The 5278-nt window shown below is 72.4% G+C and carries 4 protein-coding genes; all 4 read left to right on the forward strand.

Features of this window, described 5'->3' with window-relative positions; all coding sequences use genetic code 11:
* Positions 1-27 precede the first annotated feature (27 nt).
* The 4 genes from G6024_RS13555 to G6024_RS13570 all read left to right on the forward strand — a co-directional run bounded on the left by G6024_RS13555 (position 28) and on the right by G6024_RS13570 (position 5262).
* Positions 28-1341 carry a phosphotransferase family protein gene (locus G6024_RS13555; RefSeq protein WP_156776340.1) on the forward strand — a complete coding sequence of 438 codons (1314 nt, stop codon included), beginning with the start codon at positions 28-30 and terminating at the stop codon, positions 1339-1341.
* Positions 1341-2063, forward strand: a complete 723-nt coding sequence (locus tag G6024_RS13560) for a histidine phosphatase family protein (RefSeq protein ID WP_069389915.1) — start codon at positions 1341-1343, stop codon at positions 2061-2063. Before G6024_RS13555 ends, G6024_RS13560 begins: the two co-directional genes overlap by 1 nt.
* Before the next feature lie 122 nt (positions 2064-2185).
* The gene (locus G6024_RS13565) at positions 2186-2995 is read left to right on the forward strand and encodes an alpha/beta fold hydrolase (RefSeq protein ID WP_069389914.1); all 810 of its coding nucleotides are present in this window, start codon (positions 2186-2188) and stop codon (positions 2993-2995) included.
* Between the two features lie 119 nt (positions 2996-3114).
* Positions 3115-5262, forward strand: a complete 2148-nt coding sequence (locus tag G6024_RS13570; protein WP_235027910.1) for an MMPL family transporter — start codon at positions 3115-3117, stop codon at positions 5260-5262.
* Positions 5263-5278: the final 16 nt, after the last annotated feature.

Consider the following 5278-nt stretch of genomic DNA (forward strand, 5'->3'; position numbering starts at 1 on the left):
GACGGCACGCCCGACCGCGACGCCGCCCTGCGCCGCCGCGTCCCCGGCACCGACGCGGTGCGCGGTGAGGACGCGTTCGACGTCGAGGCCGTGGCCGCGTGGCTGCGGTCGATCACGCCCGACGACCCGACCGTGCTGGCGGGGGTGAATCTGGGCGACGACGACGAGCCGGTCATCCCGGAGGTCCGGCAGTACACCGGTGGCGCGTCCAACCTCACCTACCTGCTGCGCTACCCGGGCGCGGACCTGGTCCTCCGGCGCCCGCCGGCCGGGACGAAGGCCCGCGGTGCCCACGACATGAAGCGCGAACACCGCGTCCAGTCGGCGCTGCGACCGGTGTACCCGCTGGTGCCGCGCATGGTGGGGTTCTGCGGCGACCACTCGGTGATCGGCTCGGACTTCTACGTGATGGAGCGGATGGAGGGCACCATCCTGCGCAAGGAGCTGCCCCGCGAACTGCTCATGGACCGGGTCACCACCCGGCACCTCGCCGAGGCGGCCGTCGACGCGCTCGCCGACCTCCACTCGGTGGACGTCGGGGCCGCGGGCCTGGGCGACCTCGACCGCGGCGAGGGGTACGTGCGCCGCCAGGTCGAGGGCTGGTCCGCCCGCTACCGTCGCGCCCGCACCCCCGACGTGCCCGACTTCGCCCCGGTGATGAAGTGGCTGCACGCCAACCAGCCCGACGACGTGGGCCACTGCCTGGTGCACAACGACTTCCGCTTCGACAACCTCGTGCTGGATCCCCGGGACGTCACCCACGTCATCGGCGTCCTGGACTGGGAGATGGCCACCGTCGGCGACCCGCTCATGGACCTCGGCGGGGCACTCGCCTACTGGGTGCAGGACGACGACGGCCCGCTGTTCAAGGCGTTCCGCCGCCAGCCCACCCACGCGCCCGGGATGCTCACCCGCAAGCAGGTCGTCGAGCGGTACGCCCGCCGGGCCGGACTGGACATCACCGCGGAGCAGTGGCGCTTCTACGAGGTGTTCGGTCTGTTCCGCCTGGCCGTGATCGCCCAGCAGATCAACCACCGCTACTTCCACGGGCAGACCACCAACCCGGCGTTCCGCGCCTTCCGACCCGGAGTGGCGTTCCTCGAGCAGCGGTGCCTGCGCATCATCCGCACGGGCGACGGTCGTCTCACGCCGACCCGGGTCTCCCCGCGGGACGTGGTCCCGGAACTGCTCGGCGTCCCGCGGGTCGTGCTCCCGTTGCTCGCCGGGCGCGTCCACGACGTCCGGGGCAAGGTGACGGGTCTGCTCGGAGGCCTGCCGGTGATCAGCGATCTCCCCGTGATCGGCGGGCGACCCACCGGCACGTCGGGTGGTGGGCGCTGATGGGGTCCATCCACCTCGTCCGCCACGGGCAGGCCTCGTTCGGCAGCGGCGACTACGACCGGTTGTCGGAGACCGGCCACCTGCAGGCGCGCCTGGCCGGCGAGGACATGGCCGGCCGCGGGCTGCGGCCCGACGTGATCATCCACGGCGGCCTGCGCCGACAGCGCGAGACGGCGGAGGGCCTGCTCGCCGGGCTACGCGCCCACGACGACCGGGACGCCGCCGAGGACGTCGCGGTGGAGGTCGACGAGCGCTGGGCCGAGTACGACGCCGACGCGGTGCTGGAGGCCGCCCGCGTGGCCGGCCTGACCACGGAGCACGGGACCCTCGACTCCGCCGGTGCCTCCGACGAGGCCAAACAGGCGTTCCAGCGTCAACTCGACGCCGCCCTCGGACACTGGGCGGGACTCGAGGCGTTCGCCGAGTACCGACGCGACGCCGACGACGCCCTGGCGGACGCCGCCGCGAGGTCCGGGACGGGCCGGACGACCGTCGTCGTCTCCTCCGCCGGCACGATCTCCCTGGCGGTCGCCGGCCTCCTCGCCGACCCCGAAGGAGTCGTGGGGCTGTGGACCCGGTTGCAGCGCGTGACCGTGAACACCGGGACCGCCCGGGTCGTGGTGGGTCGGGGCGGGATGACGTGTATCGCGGTCAACGAACACCAGCACCTCGAGCGGGCGGCCGGACCCGACGACCCGCGCCGACTGGTCACCCTGAGGTGACGATGTCGGCCGACCGCACGTCGGATCGGCTCGAGGCCGCCTCGCGCCCGGGCGGGCGTCGTATCGTACGACCGTAGAGGCCGTTCCAGGCGGCCACGAGAGCACGTCAGGAGAACGCCACGATGCCCACCTTCCAGCGCGGTCACACGACGATCGCCTACACGGACACCGGCGCCCCCGCGGGACGCCAGGACGCCCCGGTGGTGTTCTTCGCCCACGGCTTGCTGTTCTCGGGCTGGATGTTCCAGCACCAGATCGCCCGTCTGCGCGACAAGTACCGGTGCGTGACGATCGACTTCCGCGGGCAGGGCAACTCCCCGCGGGCCATGGGTGGCTACGACATGGACACCCTGACGGTGGACGTGTCCGAACTCCTGCGGCACCTGCAGATCCCGGTGGTGAACTTCGTGGGCCTGTCCATGGGCGGGTTCGTGGGGATGCGCCTGGCCGCCCGCAACCCGGAGATCGTGCACACCCTGACGCTCATGGACACCGCCGCCACCGCGGAGGAGCCGGCCAACCGCAGCAAGTACAAGACGCTGTCCAAGGTGTACCGCGTGGCCGGCATGAAGCCCCTGCGTGCGCGGGTGGCGCCGATCATGCTGGCCGAGGGCAACCTCGACGCCCCCTGGGTGCAGGAGTGGATGACCCAGCTCGAGCGCACCGATCGCGTGGGGCTGGTCAAGGCCATCGACTCCGTCGCCGACCGTGACCCGTGCGAGGACGAGGCCATCCGCATCATCGCCCCGACCCTGGTCGTGGTGGGGTCCGAGGACGCGGCCACGCCCCCCGACAAATCCCGACGCATCACCGAGCTGATCGCGGGCTCGCGCTATCGCGAGATCCCCGGCGCGGGGCACTCACCCAGCATGGAACGCCCGGACGAGGTCACCACCATCCTCGAGGCGTTCCTCTCCGAATACGACGTGTGAAGCCAAGGGAGCCGATGAGAGCTGAGCGCTCGGCTAGAGACGAGTCAGGGTCGACGGGGCGGCCGGGGGCGGCCGACGGGTGGGTGGGCGTCGTCACGGGCAAGCTCTCCGCGTGGTTGATGCTCGTGGTCGTGCTCCTCGTGAGCGGCGCGGTGTTCGCCTTCGCCTCATCGGAGGGCTCGTCGCAGGGGCCACAGACGCTCCCGGACGACTCCGAGGCCGCACTCGTCTCCGAGATCCAGCGCGAGTTCCCGGGGTCCGAGTCCGTTCCGGCGGTCCTCGTCGTGACCCGCGAGGACGGCGGCGAGCTGGGGCCCGAGGGCATCGCCGCGGCCGTCGGTGCCGGCGAGCGCATGGCCGAGGTCGTCGGTGCTCCCGCAGAGGGCCCCATCCCGTCCGAGGACGGCGCCGCCGCCCTCATGCTGGTGCCGGTCGACGCCCAGTTCCTCTCCGGGGGGGCCAGCGACCTGGTGTCGGAGATGAGGGACGCCGTCGCCGACGGTCTCGACGAGGGCGTGAACGCCCAGCTCACCGGCGGCCCGGGGTTCGCCGCTGACACCGCTGCCGCGTTCGAGGGCGCCGACTTCCGACTCCTGGCGGCCACGGCCCTGGTCGTCGCGGTACTGCTCATCGTCACCTACCGCTCTCCGGTGCTCTGGCTCGTCCCGCTGATCATCATCGGTGTCGCTGACCGCGTCGCAGCGTTGCTGGTCGCCGAGGTCGGCGAGGCACTCGACATCACCGTCGACGGGTCCACCTCCGGCATCGTCTCCGTCCTCGTCTTCGGTGCCGGAACCAACTACGCTCTGCTCTTGGTGTCCCGCTACCGCGAGGAACTCCGCAAGACCTCGGATCGTCGAACCGCCCTCCGCGACGCGTACCGGGGCGCGGTCCCGGCCATCGTCGCCAGCAACGTCACGGTCGTGCTCGCCCTGCTCACCCTGCTCCTGGCGGCCCTTCCCAACTACCGATCGCTCGGCGCCTCCGCGGCCGTGGGCCTGCTGGTCGCCCTGGTCTACGCGCTCGTCGCGCTGCCCGCCGCGCTGGCCGTGTGCGGCCGCGGCCTGTTCTGGCCGTTCATCCCGCGCCCGGTCGAGGGGCCCGCCGGCACGCACGCCGACGACGGTGCCCCCGAGACCCCGCGGGACTTCGACGAGGACGCCCCCCCGGGCGTCTGGGGCCGCGTCGCCGCGCGTGTGGTCAATCGCCCCGTGACGGTCCTCGTCTCCTGTGTCCTGCTCCTCGCCGTGCTGTCGCTCGGCCTGCTCGGCACCCGTATCGGCCTGAGCCAGACCGAGCAGTTCCGCACCCCCTCCGAGGCGGCCGCCGGGCTGGAGACCGCCGCCGAGCACTTCCCGGCCGGCGTCACCGACCCGGTCACCGTGCTCACCCGCACCGGCACCGAGGGAAAGATCACCGAGGCGGTCCGGGATGTGGAGGGTCTCGTGTCCGCCCGCCCGGCCGGCGAGTCCGGAACGGGATGGAGCCGCGTCACCGTGGTCCTCGACGCCGCGCCCGCGACCGACCGGTCGGAGGACAGCGTGATCGCGCTCCGCGAGGCCGTCGACACGGTCCCCGGTGCCGAGGCGCTGGTGGGCGGGTCGGTGGCCGAGGCCGTCGACACGTCCCAGGGCAACCTGCGTGACCTCACCCTGATCGCGCCGCTCATCCTGCTCGTGGTGTTCGTCGTCCTGGTTCTGGTCCTGCGGTCGGTCGTCGCGCCCCTGCTGGTCATGGCGGCGACCGTGCTCTCGTCGCTCGCCGCTCTCGGGCTCGGCACGTTCGTCACCACCCAGATCCTGGGCTTCCCCGGCCTGGACGTGTCGGTGCCGCTGTACAGCTTCCTGTTCCTGGTTGCCCTCGGCGTGGACTACTCGATCTTCCTCACCATCCGGGCCCGCCAGGAGGCCTCCACCCACGCCACCAGGGAGGCGATGGTCCGCGCCGTCGCGTTGACGGGCGGCGTCATCACCTCCGCCGGCATCGTGCTCGCCTCGGTGTTCGTGGTCCTCGGCGTCCTTCCGCTGATCGTGCTCACCCAGGTCGGCGTGATCGTCGCCCTCGGTGTCCTGCTCGACACCTTCGTCGTGCGCACCCTGGTCGTGCCCGCCCTGTTCACCCTCGTGGGGGACAAGGTGTGGTGGCCGGGTGACCCGCGAGGACAGACCCGCCGCGGCGCCACCGCAGGCTCGGCGTCCGACGACCCCGACCGCCGCACCGGCGACCACGGCGCCGGCCCCACCACGACCGAGGAGATCCACGCATGAGCACCACCTCCCGCAC

Source organism: Dietzia maris (assembly GCF_014144855.1).
GTDB classification, from domain to species: domain Bacteria; phylum Actinomycetota; class Actinomycetes; order Mycobacteriales; family Mycobacteriaceae; genus Dietzia; species Dietzia kunjamensis.